At 61.1% G+C, this 16,812-nt stretch carries 12 protein-coding genes; 9 read left to right on the top strand and 3 right to left on the bottom strand.

The genetic code is table 11. The features are described from left to right. The first annotated feature begins 24 nt into the window (after positions 1–24). The 9 genes from J7E24_RS06140 to J7E24_RS06180 all read left to right on the top strand — a co-directional run bounded on the left by J7E24_RS06140 (position 25) and on the right by J7E24_RS06180 (position 11,827). Entirely contained in the window at positions 25–798 is a 774-nt protein-coding gene (locus J7E24_RS06140; RefSeq protein WP_215136195.1) for a cytochrome c oxidase subunit 3, read from the top strand. Between the two features lie 71 nt (positions 799–869). Beyond that, positions 870–1,199, top strand: coding sequence for a cytochrome C oxidase subunit IV family protein (locus tag J7E24_RS06145; RefSeq protein ID WP_215136197.1), 330 nt, complete (start codon positions 870–872; stop codon positions 1,197–1,199). A gap of 3 nt (positions 1,200–1,202) precedes the next feature. Beyond that, a complete protein-coding gene (locus J7E24_RS06150) occupies positions 1,203–1,865 on the top strand; it encodes a hypothetical protein (RefSeq protein ID WP_215136199.1) in 663 nt (220 codons plus the stop codon). Further along, complete coding sequence (locus tag J7E24_RS06155; RefSeq protein WP_215136201.1) at positions 1,852–2,412, top strand: DUF420 domain-containing protein; 561 nt, start codon at positions 1,852–1,854, stop codon at positions 2,410–2,412. Before J7E24_RS06150 ends, J7E24_RS06155 begins: the two co-directional genes overlap by 14 nt. A gap of 70 nt (positions 2,413–2,482) precedes the next feature. Further along, positions 2,483–2,758, top strand: a complete 276-nt coding sequence (locus J7E24_RS06160; protein WP_215136203.1) for a hypothetical protein — start codon at positions 2,483–2,485, stop codon at positions 2,756–2,758. Continuing rightward, positions 2,748–3,167 (top strand): DUF983 domain-containing protein, encoded by a 420-nt coding sequence (locus tag J7E24_RS06165; RefSeq protein ID WP_251047047.1) that lies wholly within the window; start codon positions 2,748–2,750, stop codon positions 3,165–3,167. Before J7E24_RS06160 ends, J7E24_RS06165 begins: the two co-directional genes overlap by 11 nt. Positions 3,168–3,277: 110 nt before the next feature. Next, positions 3,278–7,024, top strand: a complete 3,747-nt coding sequence (locus J7E24_RS06170) for a sensor histidine kinase (protein WP_215136205.1) — start codon at positions 3,278–3,280, stop codon at positions 7,022–7,024. Positions 7,025–7,181: 157 nt separating this feature from the next. Next, positions 7,182–11,126: a hypothetical protein gene (locus J7E24_RS06175; RefSeq protein WP_215136207.1), complete on the top strand. Its 3,945-nt coding sequence runs from the start codon at positions 7,182–7,184 to the stop codon at positions 11,124–11,126. A 26-nt stretch (positions 11,127–11,152) separates the two neighbouring features. After that, entirely contained in the window at positions 11,153–11,827 is a 675-nt protein-coding gene (locus J7E24_RS06180) for a hypothetical protein (RefSeq protein ID WP_215136209.1), read from the top strand. Between the two features lie 11 nt (positions 11,828–11,838). Here J7E24_RS06180 and J7E24_RS06185 read toward each other — a convergent pair whose 3' ends face one another. The 3 genes from J7E24_RS06185 to J7E24_RS06195 all read right to left on the bottom strand — a co-directional run bounded on the left by J7E24_RS06185 (position 11,839) and on the right by J7E24_RS06195 (position 16,785). Beyond that, positions 11,839–13,899, bottom strand: coding sequence for a beta-N-acetylhexosaminidase (locus tag J7E24_RS06185; RefSeq protein WP_215136211.1), 2,061 nt, complete (start codon positions 13,897–13,899; stop codon positions 11,839–11,841). 226 nt (positions 13,900–14,125) lie between these two features. Continuing rightward, positions 14,126–15,478, bottom strand: a complete 1,353-nt coding sequence (locus J7E24_RS06190) for a DUF58 domain-containing protein (RefSeq protein WP_215136213.1) — start codon at positions 15,476–15,478, stop codon at positions 14,126–14,128. A gap of 194 nt (positions 15,479–15,672) precedes the next feature. Beyond that, positions 15,673–16,785, bottom strand: a complete 1,113-nt coding sequence (locus J7E24_RS06195) for an AAA family ATPase (protein ID WP_251047048.1) — start codon at positions 16,783–16,785, stop codon at positions 15,673–15,675. Positions 16,786–16,812 lie beyond the last annotated feature (27 nt).

Below are 16,812 nucleotides of genomic sequence, written 5' to 3' on the forward strand. Positions count from 1 at the left end.
TTGTTGTAAACTCCCCCGCACGCTATGTCCACCATTTCCCCGACGACGCAGGCAATTTCCGATTCCGCCCTGGACAAGCCGCGCACCGGCACCTGGGACGGCGGCAATGAGCCCTTCAATGCCAGCTACGGCAAGCTGATGATGTGGTTCTTCCTGCTGTCGGACGCCTTCACGTTCGCTGCCTTCCTGACCACCTACGGCCTTATTCGCCACCGGTACCAGCCTTACACCGGCTCGCCCGAGGCGTTCGAGTTCTCGACTGCTTACTGGCCTATTCCGGAAAAGGTATTCAACTCCTTCCCGGGGCTGCACGGTGTCGATCTGCCACTGGCCTTCGTGGCCCTGATGACGATGATTCTCATCTTCTCATCGGTAACGATGGTACTGGCCGTAGAAGCTGGCCAGCGTTTCGATAAGAAGGACGTGCAGAAGTGGCTGCTCTGGACTATCCTGTTCGGAGTTGTCTTCGTAAGCTGCCAGGCCTGGGAGTGGAGCCACTTCATCACCGGTACCGACGAGGGTACGCTGATGAACGACGGCACGCGGTTCTTCGGGGCCAACCTGGCAATGAACCAGTATGGGCCCGTGCTATTCGCCGACCTGTTCTTCTTCATCACCGGTTTCCATGGTACGCACGTATTCTCAGGCATCTGCCTGCTGATCTACTGCTTTATCGCTACCACCAACGGTACGTTCGAGAAGCGTGGCCACTACGAGATGGTGGAGAAAATCGGCCTGTACTGGCACTTCGTTGACTTGGTGTGGGTGTTTGTCTTCACCTTCTTCTACCTGGTTTAATTTTCCTGACTCTGCTGCCGACTGGCCCCCACTGGGGCGGCTAGTCGGCAGCTGTGTTTCTTTCTACGCTCATGGCTAATCACACCACCCAAATGCCGGCCCATCCCGGCGAGATTCCGAAGCCCAACACGGCCTGGATTTGGAAAACCTTCTGGATTATCACGGCCATTACGGCGCTGGAATTCCTGATTGCCTTCGTTATGCCTGCAAGCACGTTGCGCAACTCGATTTTCATCATCCTGACTATCTTCAAGGCTTTCTTCATCGTGGCCGAGTTCATGCACTTAAAGCATGAAACTAAAGGCCTGATCTGGACGATTTTGATTCCGATGGGCCTATTGATCTGGCTGCTGGTAGCACTCATTACCGAGGGTAACGCCATTCACGAAGCTATTTTCTAGCCTATGCGGCCCCAACAAGTATTACTGTTGGGCCTGATGTTGCTGGTTCCGGTCCTGGCTTTTCTGTTTCTGAAAGGCTTCGGTACCAACCGTTACGCGCTGCCCTTTTATCTGCCCGAACGCGTTGATTCGACGCTGGTGGCCGGAAAGTGGCAGCGCGATACTGTTTACCACCAACTTGGGCCGTTTCGGCTGCGCGAAGGTGCCGGCGGGCGCGAGGTAACCGGTGCCGAGCTAAAGGCCCAGGGCCTTTACGTATTGAGCGCCCTGCCTCCCGGCTGCCCGAACGACTGTCAGCGCCAGACGGCCCAACTAGTGCGGCTGCAGGAGAAATACCGGCAGGAACCTCGCGTGCGTCTGGCCTCGGTGCTCACCAGCCCCGACTCGGCGGCTGCCGCCGCACGCTATGCCGAACAGGCAGGGGCTATTGCCGGCAAATGGTTTTTTCTGACCGGAAACGAAAGCACAGTAAACCGGTTATTAAACCAGGAACTGCAGCTCCTGCCTTCCACCACTAGTAGCAGTGCCGGTGCTTACCCACTTGTTGTGTTGCTTGTAGACCGCGACGGCTACGTACGGGGGCGCTACAATGGCACCAGCGAGCGGGATATGAACCGGCTCATCACTGAAATCAGCGTACTGCTGTACATCTATGACCACCCCTGATCCGCTTGTCAATTCTGCTGCTGGTGCTGCCAAGTACAAAGTGCTGGCCGCTGTGCTCGGTGCTGTTGTGCCCCTGGCAGTAGCTGTGCTGTACTTTTTTCCCGGCGTATTCGTTATTCCGGGGCTCAACGTGAAAGCATTGCCCGCCGTAAATGCCGGGCTCAATTCGCTGACGGCGGTTTGCCTAATGCTGGGCTATTACTTCATCCGCAACAAGCAGGTGACCCGGCACCGCGCCATGATGGGGCTGGCTTTCTTGCTGGGCTCGTTATTTCTGGTGTCGTATGTGGCCTACCATTCGCAGGTGACCAGCACCACGTTTGGGGGCCAGGGCCTGATTCGGGGCATATATTACTTCATTCTGCTGACGCATATTGTGCTGGCCGCCGCTACGGTGGGGTTGGTGCTGTTCACGCTCTATTTCGCCCTCACCGAGCAGTTTCAGAAACACCGCCGTATTGCCCGCTGGACGTATCCGGTGTGGCTGTATGTGTCGGTGACCGGGGTGATTGTGTATTTCATGATTTCGCCCTACTACAGTTCTTAGAAGGAGTTTCGGCCGAACCTTCGGGGCAGGTTTCAGAGTTATACAAAGACACGTTTATCATCTCAACGCCATGAAGAAATTTGCTGTAACGGGGCTGTTAGCTCTGCTGGTAACCTTGCTGCTGAGTGTGCTGGTGCCCGCGCCCGCCCAGGCCCAATGCACGCTGTGCAAAACCCAGTTGGTATCGGGTGGCAAAGACAAGGATAGCTATGATACCACGGGCCTCAACAAGGGCATTGTGTACCTGATGGCCATTCCGTACCTGCTGATTGGCAGCGTGGGCTTTTTCTGGTACCGCCATACTGTCCAGCAGAAGAAGAAAAAAGCCGCTCAAGATGGCCTATAAAGAATATCCGGTGGCAGCTGGCTCGATGCTGGCGGGCGTTGTGCAGCAGCGCTGCCCGCGTTGCCGCCGTGGCCCACTGTTCACGCATTCGGCCCTCAACTTGGCCCATTTCACCGAAATGCCCGCCCAGTGTCCGGTATGTGGCCAGGCCTACGAACCCGAGCCGGGTTTCTACTGGGGCGCCATGTACATCAGTTTTGGCTTCTCGACGGGTATGATGCTTGTGATTGGCGCGCTGGTATACTACCTACTCGGCGACCCCGATACGTGGGTGTACGTTACGGCCGTAGCAGTGGTAGCCGTGCTGATGACGCCTTTTAACCTGCGTTACTCCCGTACACTGATGCTCTATCTGTTTGGTGGTGTGGAGTATAACCCGGGCTATGCTGAGGCCGGCCCGGGCCGCTAGCGGTACAGTTACTGCCGGCAAAACCGTTAAACTATACGCCGCCTTCGGGGGGCGTTTTTTTTGGCCCTAAGGTTGTAGGTTTACTGCACTACCTTACTTATGGTAACTGTTTGAAACTTCGTCGTAATCTTCCGCGCTGGCTGCTGTTGCTGGCAACGCTGTGCTTTGTGGGGGCGTACGCGAGCAACCGCTACGGCCAAGACCCCAAGCTGATACTGCAGGCCTCGGCTACCCGGCTACAGGAGGTGTTGATGGAAGCCGAGATGACGGGCGAGCGGGAGTCGACGGATGTACTGCAGCGCCTGGCTACCGACCGGGTGGACTTCCGCAGCCTGACGAGCCACACGACCTATCCGACGTTCGTGTTCCGCAACGAGCAGCTGCTGTATTGGTCCGACCACGCGGTGCGCCCTGATGTGGAGCAGGCCACCCAACGTTACCACGAGCGGCTGCTGGAAACCCGGTTCGGTAAGTTTCTGGTGCTGCGCCACGCCGAGGGGCCGTACGTGCTGCTAACGTACATCCCGCTCGAAATCAATTACGGCATCAGTAACCGCTACCTGCGCGACGGCAACGGCCAGGGTATTTTCCAGGGCCTGAGCGTGCGGCTGGTGGTAGAGAAAACCGATACGGGCCGCCCCCGGGTGGTATCGAACGAGGGCAACTACCTGTTTTCGGTGGAAAGCCTGCAGGCCGATGCCATTACGGGCAAATACCTGCCGCTGGCGCTGCTGCTGCTGGGCGTAGGCGCCTACGTGGCGGCTTGGCTGCTATGGGCCCGCCGGCAGTTTGCCCGGGGCCAGGCATTGGCCGGCGTATTGCTGGTACTGTTGCCGGTGCTGGCCCTGCGCGCAGTCATGCTGCAGCTAAGTCTGCCGTTTTCGCTGCTGGAGTTCCGGCTCTTCGATCCGCGGGTGTACGCCGCCTCCTGGCTTTCTCCTTCGTTGGGCGACTTGCTGCTGAACGCGCTGCTGCTCGCCGGAGCCGCCTGGTACGGGCTGCGGCTGTTTCGGCGCTACGGCCTGCCGCGCCGGGTAGAGCGGCTGCACCGCTGGCAGCTGCGCGTGGCGTTGGGTACCGGCGCGGTGCTGGGCTTCTATGGGCTGCTGGAACTGCTCTACGATTTTTACAGCAGCAGCTTCAGCAACTCGCAACTGTTGCTCGATATCACCCAGGACATTCAGGTGAGCCCGTTTAAGGTAGTACTGGGTCTGGCTATTGTGCTGCATACCGGCAGCTACGTGGTAGGCTTTTATCTTTTGTCGCAGGTGTTTGTGCGGGTGGTGCGGCCTTCCACGCGCTACCTAGGAGCGGGGCTGCTGTTGCTTTCGGCCGTGGTGTTTCTGGCGGCTGGCCTGGGTCTACAACTGGTACACAGTACGCTGCTGGGGTTCACTCTCGCCTTTTTTCTGGGACTTCGGCTCACAGGGCTGGTGCCGGCCGCTGCTGCGCTGCCCTACCAGGTATACCTGTTTGTGTTTGTGCTGCTGGGCCTCAGCTCGGCTGTGGGGGCGTTGGCCCTCTACGAGCATTTCAACCGTCAACTCACGCTCAACAAGCAAAGTCTGTCTTCCAACCTACTAACTGACAACGATTTGCAGGGTGAATACCTGCTAGTGGAGCGCGGTGGTGAAATGGCCCGCGACCCAGTACTGCGCACGATGCTGGCCAGCCCCTTTGTCAATCTCGACCTCATCAAGCAAAAGGTAGTAAAGTACTACCTGCGCGACTACTTCGACAAGTATGAGGTGCGGGTGCTGCTGTTCCGGCCCGAGGGGCGGGGCGTGGCCATTGGGGGCAACCTGCAAACGACCCGCGACTATCTGCTGCGCAACGCCAGCCCCACCGACTACCCCAACATCTACCTGGTGCGCGACGGCAACCGCGCCTTCGATTCGCGGCGCTACGTAGCCTTTATTGCCGTGCCCGCCCCCGAGCCTGAGCAGGGCAACAGCACGATTGCGCTGGAATTGACGCTGAAAAAGCTGACGGCTAATAGCGTAGTGCCCGAGCTACTGGTCGATCAGAAATTCTTTCAACCCCAGCTGGGTACCGACCTGAGCTATGCGGGCTTCGAGAAAAACCAATTGGTGTACAGCGAAGGCGACTTCGATTACGTCAACGAGTTGCTGCCCCGCCTCTTTGATGATCCGCGCCTGTACACCACGGGCCTCGTGCTGAATGGCTACCACCACCTGGCCGTGCGCGGGACCGGTAAATCCGACCGGCTAGTGGTTGTCACGACGGCCACGTACTCATTTACGGGCTGGCTGGCTAATTTCTCGTTTCTATTCCTGCTCTACAGCTTCTGCTGGTTGCTGCTGATGGGGGCTGTGCTGCTGGCCCGTGGGCGCTACCGTTCCATGCTGCGCACAAATTTCAGTACCAAAATTCAGGTGTTTCTGAACCTGGGCGTGCTGGTGCCGCTGGTGGTGGTAAGTGCCGCCATTGCCGGCCAGGTAACCAGCTCGTACAAGCGCGACCTGCTTCGCTCGTACCTGCGCCGGGGCCAGGCGGTGCAGGAAAACCTGCTGAAAAACCGCGCCCTGCTGGCCGAAGATGCCAACCGGGCCGACCTCGTGGAACTGGCCGAAAACGTAGCCTCGCTCACCGAAACCGACCTCAACCTATACGACGCCCGCGGCGAACTGCTCGTGAGCAGCCAGCCGCTTATTTTTGAGGCCAGCCTGCTGAGTACCCTTATGAACCCGCGGGCCATCACGGAGCTCAGCGAAGACGGGCAGCCCCGGGCCCTGCTTACGGAGCAGGCCGGTACCCTCTCGTTCAACGCGCTGTACCTGCCGTTGCGCTCCAGCGTGGTGCAGGATGGCCGCCCCGGGCCGGTACTCGGCTACGTGGGCATCCCGTTTTTCGATTCGGAGAAGGACCTCGACAACAAGCTGACGGAGCTGGTGAGCACCGTGCTCAACATCTTCACACTCATGTTTATCCTGTTTCTGGGGCTGGCCTTCCTGGCTTCGCGCCTGCTAACGGAGCCACTCAAGCTGCTGACTGAAAAACTGCGCCAAACCACGCTCACGGGCCAGAACGAGATGCTGGCCTACGAGTCGGAGGACGAAATTGGGCTGCTGGTGCGCGAGTACAACCAGATGCTGCTGAAGCTGGACGAGAGCAAGGAGGAGCTGGCCATTCAGGAGAAGGAAGCCGCCTGGCGCGAAATGGCCCGGCAGGTAGCCCACGAAATCAAGAACCCGCTCACGCCCATGAAGCTGAGTTTGCAATTCTTGCAGCGTGCCATTCAGGACCGGCGCCCCAACCTGGAGGAGCTGCTTACCAAAGTTTCGCAAACGCTTATCACTCAGATTGATGTGCTGACCGATATTGCCACCTCGTTCAGCAATTTTACCAACCTGCCTGCCATGCGCCCCGAGCGGCTCGACGTGGTGCCTATTCTGCGCCGTTGCGTGCACCTGCACCAAAGCCGGCCCGGCGGGGGCGGTATCCGCCTCGCGCTGCCGCCCGTTACGGCCCCCGATCAGTATGTGGTGTTTGCCGACGAAAGCCTGCTGGTGCGCACATTCAATAACCTGCTTATAAACGCGTTGCAGTCGGTGCCGGAGGGGCGTACTCCCGAGGTGGTGGCTATTCTGGAGCCCTTAGGCGACGAGCCGGGCCAGGGGCGGGTGCGCATCTGCATTGCCGACAACGGCACTGGCATTGCCGCTGAGGTACAGCCCCAGATATTTGTCCCCAACTTCACGACCAAGGAAACCGGCTCGGGTATTGGGCTGGCCGTGGCCCGGCGCGGTATCGAAAGTGCCGGTGGCCACATCTGGTTTGAAACCGAGGAAGGCGTAGGCACCCGCTTTTATATTGAACTGCCGTTGGCGGGGTAGGGGATGCGGAAAGTGAAAAACAGGGCTGGCGCTGCCGACCTGCGCTGCGGCGGGAGCAAATCGGCAGTAGCTACGGATTTTATCCGCATTGGCAGACGTTGCCCTTCGACTCGGCGTTAAGTAAGTAATAGCTGCGCAGAAAAATCCTCTGGAATGGATGACCTCTAATCCTGCATTAGCATGTGCCAACGCTACCGGCCGCCTGTGGAGGTTGCTGCTGGCATTGCTGTGGCTGCTGTTGCCGGCTGCCGCGCTGGCCCAGCAGCGCCCGGCAGTGCCCGCCGCTACCACCCCCGATGCGCCCCCCAGTACCCAACGTTGCGTGTGGGTGCGGCTGGCCGTAAAGGGGGATACTACGCTGTTTAGTCTGCCCGATACGCTGACCGTGGTGCCGGCCTCCGTGAGCCTGAACGGCCGCTCGGTGGCCTACGACCCTGTTACCAACCGCTACCGCTACGTGCGGCCCAGTTCGCGCTTCCCCAACCCCGAGCCCGGCCGGCCCGATATTGTGCTGCCGCCCGCCGGGCCCGACTCGGTGCGGGTGTGCTACCGAGTGCTGCCGCTGCGGCTGGCCGAACCCCGCTTCCGGCGGCCCCGCAGCCTGCTCGATACGCTCGAGCTGTGGCGGCGGCCGGCGTTCGGTGTGCAGGATTTCTCGGTGAAGGAGCAGATCCTGAGCACGCCGGGCATCAACAAAACCGGTAATCTGTCGCGGGGCGTCTCGTTTGGTAATGCCCAGAACGTGTTCGTCAACTCCTCGCTCAACCTGCAGCTCGAAGGCAAGCTGACCGACAATATTGACCTGACGGCGGCCATATCCGACCAGAATGTGCCCTTTCAGCCCGAGGGTAACACCCAGCAGCTCCAGGAGTTCGACCGGATTTACATCACCCTCACCAACCCACGCTGGAGCCTGACGGCCGGCGACGTGGTGCTGCGCAACAAGCCCGATTACTTCTTGCGCTACTATAAAAACATCCAGGGCGGGGCCGGCGAGGTGAATTTCGGGCAGCTGCCGGCCGGCGGTTTCGGCGGCGGGGCCGGGGCGGGCATCAGCAACCAGCAGCTGTTCCAGTACCCCAACGCGGCGGGTGGCAGCACCGGCACCTTTATTACGAGCCCGACTACCGTGCCTCCGGCTGCCGGCTCGGGCCAGCAACAGCCCGGCCTCAATCCAGCCGGCACCCCTGACCCCTACGCGCCGCGGGACGGGACCCTGACGCCCAACGGCATCGGCCCCAACGCAGCCAGCCAGAGCCAGAGCGTAACCACGCGCCGGGAAGCCGGAGCGCGGCAGCCGCTGCTGTCGGTGGCCAAGGGCGAGGCATTTGCCACTACCTCGGTGGCGGCGGGCGGGGCCAAGGGCAAGTTTGCCAGCATCGATATTGCGCCTCTGGAGAACGTGCAGGGGCCGTACCGACTGCGCGGGCCCAACGGCGAGCAGTTCATCATCGTGCTGGCCAACTCCGAGCGCGTGTACCTCGATGGCCGGCTGCTGGTGCGCGGGTTCGATGCCGACTACATCATCGACTACAACCAGGCCGAGCTCACGTTTTCGCCCCGCCACCTCATCACCAGCAACACCCGTATCAAGGTCGATTACGAGTATTCCGACTTCAACTACGCCCGCTCGCTGGTGCAGGCCAGCCACTACCAGCAGCTGGGCCGCCTGCAGGTGCACGCCAACTTCTACCGCGAAGCCGACAACCCCGACAACTCGCCCAACCTCACCCTCAACGACGGCCAGAAGGCCCTACTGCGCCGCAGCGGCAACGTGAGCCGCGTAACGGCTCCCGGCGACACGCTCGTGCCCTACGACCGGCGCCAGATTCAGTACCGCCGCGAAACGCTGCCCGACCCCGCCACGGGCCTGCCCACCCGCGTGTTCGTGTATCCGCCGCTCGATACGCTGGCGCTGGTGTACAATGTGCAGTTTACCAACCTGGGGCCCGGCCGCGGCTCGTACAACCTGGGCACCACGCCCGGAGAGGCCAACGCCAACGGCCGCGTGTACACTTTCGTGGGTACCAACCGCGGCAGCTACGAGCCGGTGCGGGTGCTGCCCACGCCGCTCAAAAAGCAACTGCTAACGGTAGGCACCAGCTACGCCCTCGACTCAACGGCCACCGTGTTCGTGGATTTGGCTTCCTCGGAGCTGGAGCTGAACCGTTTTGCCAACGAGGGCGAGAAAGGCCAGGCCATGCGGGTGGGCTACGTGGTGCAGAACCGCGCCGTAAACCTGCCGGGCCTCACGGGCTACCGGCTGCGCAGCAACGTCGATTACGAGTACACCAGCCGCCGCTTCACGCCCATCGACCGGTACCGCGACATTGAGTTTGACCGCAACTGGAGCACCGATAACACGCTCATCAGCAACAACCAGACGCCCCGCGAAGAAAACATCTTTAATGCCGGCCTGGGGCTGATAAAGGATGCCAATAATGCCCTGGGCTACCGCCTGAGCCGCCGCTACCGGGCCGGCGAGGTGAGCGGCGTGCAGCACTGGCTCGATGCTGCCCACCAGTTTGGCCGCCTGCAGCTGCGGGGCAACCTGTTTCTGCTGAACTCGGAAGCTGGCCGGCGCGAATCGCGCTGGGCCCGGGGCGAGGCGGCCGCCCGCTACGTGGGCGGCGCCCTGGAGCCCGGCTACGCCTACCGCTTCGACAAAAACCGGGTGGCCCGCCCCGCTGGCGACTCGCTCACGTCGGCCAACTACTACGACGAGCACGCGCTGTTTGTGCAGAGCCGCGACACGGCCCGCATTAAGTTTCGGGCTGATTATAGCTTTCGCCGCGACCAGACGCCTAACATCGACCGCACGGAGCTGCGCGAGCGGGGCCGGGCCCACACCTGGCAGGCTACGCTCAACTCGCACCTGAGTGCCACCCAAGACCTCAATATCCTGGCCACCTACCGCGACCTGAGCGCCCGCGACACCGTGGGCCAGTCGCGCCCCGGCGCCCCCGCGCCCGGCTTCGTGCGCGACCGGACGGTGCTGGGCAAGCTCGACTGGAACGCTAGCTTCTGGCAGAACACGCTGCGCTCGGAGCTGAGCTACGCCGTGGCCACCGGCCGCGAGCTGCGCCGCGACTTCGCCTACCTGGCAGTGCCCAACGGCCAGGGCACCCACTACTGGAACGATTTGGACGGCGACGGCTTGCAGCAGAAAAACGAGTTTTTCGAGGCCCAGACGCCCGACGCGCAGTTCCGCACCTACATCAAGGTGTTTCTGCCCACCGACGACTACCTGCCCGCCTTCACCAACCGCTTCAGCTACCGCCTCACGCTCTCGGCTCCGCGCGAGTGGCGCGAGGCTAGCGGCTGGCGCGAGCTGCTGGGCCGCTTCAGCACGCTCACCACCGTCACGCTCGACCGCAAAAGCACCGAAAATACGCTTAACGCCCGCCTCAACCCCTTCGCCTTTCAGACTGATGATGCGCTGCTGCTGAGCCTCAACAAGCTGCTGCGCAACACGCTGTACTTCAACCGCTCGAACCCCATTTTCGGGGCCGAGTTCACGGTGCAGCAAACCCAGCAGAAAGTGCTGCTGACGCAGGGATTCGACACGCGCAACCTGGCCAGCCAGAACCTGCTGCTGCGCCGCACGCTGGCCCGCTCGTTCACGGGCCGGCTCAACGGCACCCGCGCCATCCGCGAAAACCAATCCAGCTACCTGGAAACGCGCAATTTCCGGGTCGAGCAGTACGAGCTGGCGCCCGAAGTAAGCTACCAGCCGTCCACCGTCTGGCGCTTCACCACCACCTACCTGTTCAGCACCAAGCGCAACCTGGCCGGCTCCGATGTGGGCACGAAGGGCACCTTCCACGAACTGGGCCTCGAAACCCGCATCAGTCAGGTGGGCAAGCGTACTGTGTCAGCCACCGGGCGCTACGTAGGCGTAGGCTTCACGGGCAACCAGCTGAGCCTTGTGGGCCTGGAAATTCTCAATGCCCTGCGGCCCGGCACCAACTTCACCTGGAACCTGAACCTGGAGCAGCGCCTAAGCAACGGCCTCAACATCACGCTGGCCTACGACGGCCGCAAGCCTCAGGGCCTAAGCGCCATCCACACCGGCCGCATGCAGGTGGCGGTGCTGTTTTAGGATGAATTATAGAACCTCGCACTCTTATGGATTACAACAAATTAAACGGCTGGGCCAGACGAGCATTCTTCCTACTCATGTTCACTATTTTAACACAATGTCGGCCAGACGTGAGATTGGAACAGCCGGTTCAAACTCAAACAGCGAGTGATACTCTTGATATAACTGCTTTTAATGTCGAACACGAAATAAAAAGTCCTGAATTAGCAGACTGGGTCGTATTTGAAATTGGTCAAGAAATTATATGCGCTCCTTATGGTTGGAAGGCTCAACCTAGAGAACATGAACTTGCTCTTTTGCCACCTAATAGCAGGGATAGTATAGAACGTATAACATTCGCTAGAATTCAAAAAGATATTGACTCGCTCGATTACAATGCTTTTGCTCGCGGAATAAGTAAAAAAGCCTTTGATGGGTTTGCTGTTCAAGGTGCTGATACATTGAAACAGCTAATTTTTCAACATGATTTTGCATATGAACGAAACATTGAATTTACTTATAATGCAATGGCCTACAAAGGCTATTGCATAGTTTACGTTGATGATAGATTTATTTATAAGTATCAAATTGCATTATCAAATGATAGATTGAATAAATGCAAAGGTGATTTGTTTAAAGATATTATTGGTAATTTGCAAATTAATAAAAAATATATTATGAGAAATGAAAATCCGTTAAAGCAACTGATATTCATTGATTAAACTAAGTTTAACTACCGCAGCTCCACCAGCCGCCGAATAACTGGCAGTACCGCCAGCTCCGTTTGGCCGGCCGGCTTATTCAGCGCGTTGAGTTGTTTCAGCGCGCTGGCCTGCCACTCAGCGTCGGGTTGCTGCTGCTTCTCCAGCAGCGCCAGCCGCTCCAGGCCCAGGGCGGCGGCGGCGCTTAGGGCGGCTGAGAGCGGGGCGTATTCGGTGAGAGTGGGGGAGGCGGCCAGCAGCGGAATGAGCCGGGAGTTGTTGGCCTGCCAGGTTTGCAGCTGCTGGCGCATGGCCAGGGCGTTGCGGCGGCTGGCTAGCATGGCAAACACCGGCCCGCGGGCATCGGTGGCCTTCATGGCGTCCTGCAGCGAATCGACCCGGCAATTGAAGTTGCGGGCCACGTCCGATTCGGCCGGGGCGGCATCGACGAGGCGGTTGAGGGGCGTGCTGGGCGTGTAGGTGAAGCCCTGGAAGTGGCGCTTGTACTCCTTGACGGGCTCCAGCACCTGAGCCAGCGTGCGCAACGGGCCCACGTCGGTGGGGCCGGCCAGCTGCCGCAGCAGCTGCTCGGGGGCGCTGCGGTGTTGCAGCCCCAGCCCCTCCAGCTGCCGCGACACGGCAGCCAGGCGGCGGTACATGTCGGCGGTGTTGTTCACGTCGCGGGCCGACCATAGCCGCTCGGCCACGGCGGCGGCGCGGGGCCAGATACGCGAATCCACGATGACGCTGTCGGCAAACTCGCTCCACATGGCGGCCTCCCCGCCCAGAATCAGCTTCTGCTGCGCCGGAGTCAGCGGGTTGTCGGCCGGCAGCGGGTCGGTGCCGTAGGCGTTGGCGGCCGACAGGTTCAGGTCGAGGTAGTAGCCGTTGGAAAGAATGGTTGGGTTGCCGGCTTTGGCGGCGTCGTAGAGGCCCTTTTTGCCCCGCCAGCTCTGGATTACGGCATTCTTGGGCAGGCCGGGGCCCAGGATTTCGTCCCAGCCCACCATCTGCTTGTGGTACTTGGTGAGGATGGTGAGCACCCGGCGGTTGAAGTAGGTTTGCAGCGCGTGCTTGTCGAGGGTTTTGCCATCGGATTTCAGCATCTTCTTCGCCTTGGCAAACGCCATAATGCGCGGGTTGCCCCGCCACTGCCGCCCGTCGTTTTCGTCGCCCCCGATGTGGAAGTAGGGGTCGGGAAACAGGGCTGTCATCTCGCCAAACAGCGTATCGAGCAGCTTGTAAGTGGTTTCCTTGGTGGGGTCGAAGGCCACGTTGGCCAAGCGCCAGCTCTGGTACACGGTTTTGTAGAGCGTGTCGCCGGAGGCCAGAATGGGGTAGGCCGCCTGCCAGGCAATGGTGTGGCCGGGCACGTCGAACTCGGGCAGCACCCGAATGCCGCGGGCGGCGGCGTAGCGCAGCACCTCGCGCACCTCATCCTGGGTGTAGTACTGCCCGCTCACTTCGTGCAGGCGGGGCAGCGTCTTGCTTTCCACCCGAAAGCCCTGGTCATCAGAAAGGTGCCAGTGCAGCACGTTGAGCTTGACGGCCGCCATGGCATCGAGGTTGCGCTTGATAACGCTGACGGGCATAAAGTGCCGGGCCACGTCCATCAGCAGCCCCCGCCAGGCAAAGCGCGGCTGGTCCTGGATGTCCACTTCGGGCAGCACTACGTTGCGGCCGGTGGCCTGGGGCAGCTGCTCCAGCGTGGCCAGCGCCCGCAGCACGCCCAGGCTGGTGGGCGCGTCAATCGTGATGCCGCTGGGCGTTACGCGCAGGCTGTAGCGCTCCTCGTCGAACAGCTCGGCCCGGCCCACCTTGCCAAAGTTGATTTGCAGCGGCAGCGAAGCCGCCGATTGATTTCTGGCTGGCACGTTCAGCCCCAGCCGCGCCAAGGTGCGGGTTACGGCGGCGGCGGTAAGCGAGTCGGGCGGGCCCTGAAACTGCGGCCGCAGCGCGGTTTTGGGCTTCAGCGTGGCCGTGCCCCAGCGCACGGTGGTGGGCACCGGCAGCAGGTTGCGGGTATCGGCGGTGGGCTGGCTGAACCCCGGGCGGGCCAGCAGAAATACAAGCAGCAGCAGAAATGAACGCATGGGCAAGGCAGGCGGGTGGTACTGCGAAGTTAGGCTATCAGTTGCTGGGTGCCAGTTGCCAGTTGTCAGTTGCCAGTTGTCAGTTAGGAGAACGTCATTCAGAGCGGAGCGAAGAATCTCGCTCGGGCTCGTTGAACGATTACCGATAAACGACTCAAGCGAGATTCTTCGCTTCGCTCTGAATGACGTTCTTTCCCTAATCCCTAATCCCTAATCCCTAATCCCCTCAAATCAACCCCCGGGCCTTGAACTCCAGGTACTTGTTGATGGTGTTAGCCGTGAGGTTTTGCGGGGCGGTGAGCAGGGCGTGGATGCCGTACTGGTTCAGCTCGCGCACAATCTGGCGCTTTTCCTGGGCGAATTTTTCGGCTACGGTCTGGTTGTACACCTCCTGGGTGGTGGTAGCGGGGGCGTTCAGGTAGGCGCTCAGCTCGGTGTTTTCGAAGAACACGACCAGCAGCAGGTGGCTTTTGGCCAGCCGGCGCAGGTAGGGCAGCTGGCGCTGCATGCCGTAGAGCGTCTCGAAATTGGTGAACATAATCAGCAGGCTACGCTGCCTGATTTGGTGGCGCACCGTGAGGTAAAGGCGCTCGTAATCGGTTTCGAGGTACTTGGTTTTTTGGCGGTAGAGCACCTCCAGCAGCTGGCGCAGCTGGCCACTGCGGCGGTCGGCGGGCACCAGCGTGCCGGGCTGGTGCGAGAAAGTGATGAGCCCGGCCTTGTCGTGCTTGCGCAGGGCAATGTTGCTGACGACCAGCGTGGCGTTGATGGCGTAATCGAGCAAACTCAGGCCCTCGAAGGGCATGCGCATTACCCGGCCCTTATCAATGAGGCAGTACACCTGCTGGGCGCGCTCATCCTGGTAGTGATTTACGGCCAGCGCGTCGGCGGCTTCGGGCGTGGTGGTGCGGCGGGCGGTGGCCTTCCAGTTGATGCGGCGCGGGTCGTCGCCGGGTACGTAGGGCCGGATCTGGTCGAACTCCAGACTCTGGCCCACCCGCCGGATGCGCTTCACGCCCACCTCCGTGAGGCGGTTGCTGGCCGCCAGCAGCTCGTACTGCCGCATCTGCAAAAACGACGGATACACCGGCACCACGCGGTTTTCATCAAACCGGAACCGCCGCCGCACCAGCCCCAGTGGCGAGGCCACGTACACGTTCAGGGCCCCAAACTCGTACTCGCCCCGCTTGGTAGGCCGCAGCTGGTAGCGAATCACGCTCGTCTCTCCTGGCTGCACGGCGGCGCGAAACAGCACGTCGCGCCGCTGAAACTGGTGCGGCACCTCGTCGATGGTTTGCGTCTGGAGCGGGAAGCGGTAGCGGTTTTCGAGGTACAGGGCCACGTCGTTGTCGGAGCCGTTGGCCAGCTTATCGCCCAGCACCCGCCGCCCGAACACGCCCCCACCGGTGCCGTAGAGTAGTACCGCATCCAGCAGCGTCAGCAGCGCCAGCAAACCCAGCGCCAGCTGCAGCGGCACCAGCCAGCCCGGCAGGAAAAAGGCCACGGTCAGCCCGATAACCAACGCTGCGAGAGCCAGGAAAAAGCGAGAGGTGAGAAGAAAGCTGCGCAAAAGCTGCATCCGTAAAACTAGAGCTAGAAGTTAGTTCCCCTCCTTGGAAAGGAGGGGCTAGGGGTGGTTAATTCGGTGAACAACGCCATGGCGAGCTGTTCAACCAAACAACATCAGCAACGAGCCAACCACCCCAGCGGCGGCCAAGCCGCCGCGTCCCCTCCTTAGCTAAGGAGGGGAGTGTCGTTCTTCGCGCTTTGTGCTTACCGCGGGACTTCAATCTGCTGCAGAATCTGCTTCACTACATCATCCGGGGTGCCGCCTTCCATCTCGCGCTCGGGCGTGAGCTGGATGCGGTGGCGCATCACTACCGGAGCCAGGTACTGGATGTCTTCGGGCGTGATGAAGTCGCGGCCCCGCAGGGCGGCCAGGGCTTTGGCGCCGTTGAGCAGCGCCAGCGAGGCCCGGGGCGAGGCGCCCAGGTACAGGCCCTTGTGGGCGCGGGTCTGGCCCACGAGGCGGGCAATGTACTCCAGTAGCTTGGGCTCGACGTGCTGGCGGCGCACCTGCTCGCGCAACTGCCGCAAGTCGTCGGCCGATACTACGGCCTGCACTGCCTCCAGCGGCGTGCCGCCAAAACCGGCGTGGTGGCCCTGCAGAATGGCAATTTCCTCCTCCACGGTGGGGTAGCCCACATTCAGCTTGAACAGGAAACGGTCGAGCTGGGCTTCGGGCAGGCGGTAAGTGCCTTCCTGCTCGATGGGGTTCTGGGTAGCCAGCACGATAAACGGCGCGGGCAGCGGGTAACGGGTGCCGTCCTGGGTTATCTGCCGCTCCTCCATCACCTCAAACAGCGCCGACTGCGTTTTGGCCGGGGCCCGGTTGATTTCGTCAATCAGCACCACGCTGGCGAAAATAGGGCCGGGCCGGAATTCAAACTCACCTTTCTGGGGCCGGAACACCGAAGTGCCCAGCACGTCGGAGGGCATCAGGTCGGGCGTGAACTGCAGGCGGCTGAAGGGCACGCTGAGGGTGCGGGCCAGCAGTTTGGCAGTGAGCGTTTTGGCCACGCCCGGCACGCCTTCGAGCAGCACGTGGCCGTCGGCCAGCAAAGCCGTGAGCAGCAACTCGGCCAAATCGCGCTGGCCCACAATCACCTTGCTCAGCTCGCCCCGGATGGCCTCGGCGTGGCGGCTGAGAGAACTCAGGTCGCTGCGCGGGACGAAGTCGGCCGCAGGGGTTGATGTAGCCGGAGCAGTTTGATCCGCTGCCGTGCCAGTGTCTGCAGAGTCCGTGGTAGTCGGAGCAGCGGGGTCGGGGTTGGGCTGGGAGGGTGGTGTCTGGTCAGCGGAATCCATGTGCAGGTTATTCTCCATATTGGGGCGTGGTTTGCAAAGCAGGGT

It is taken from the genome of Hymenobacter sp. ISL-91, from assembly GCF_018613725.1.
GTDB lineage: Bacteria > Bacteroidota > Bacteroidia > Cytophagales > Hymenobacteraceae > Hymenobacter.